Source organism: Leifsonia sp. HAY1-4F (assembly GCF_056755275.1).
Genome location: NZ_JBNDHX010000464.1, coordinates 1 through 249, shown reverse-complemented (window position 1 = coordinate 249; position 249 = coordinate 1). Strand labels below are relative to the sequence as shown.

Sequence of the window (249 nt, the reverse complement as noted above, 5' to 3'; positions counted from 1 at the left end):
AGGTCCCGCACGGCCCGCACATCGACCATCCCGGCCTCGGGCACGAGGCGCGTGTCGTAGAGAAACGGATAGAACAGCTGCGTGAGTGCCGCCGTCACGAGCACGAGCAGCGCAGGTACGCGGAAGCCGCGGCCCTGGTACGCCAGCCCGATGACGATGCTGTCTCTTATACACATCTCCGAGCCCACGAGACACTCGCTAATCTGGGGGGGGAGGGTTGGTGTTGAGAAGGGGGGGGGGGGGGGGGGG

Annotated in this window: 1 pseudogene; it reads right to left on the bottom strand. The window is 67.1% G+C overall.

Going from position 1 to position 249, the window contains the following annotated elements:
- Positions 1–249, bottom strand: a pseudogene (locus ACPYOG_RS20160) (hypothetical protein); the annotation flags it as partial.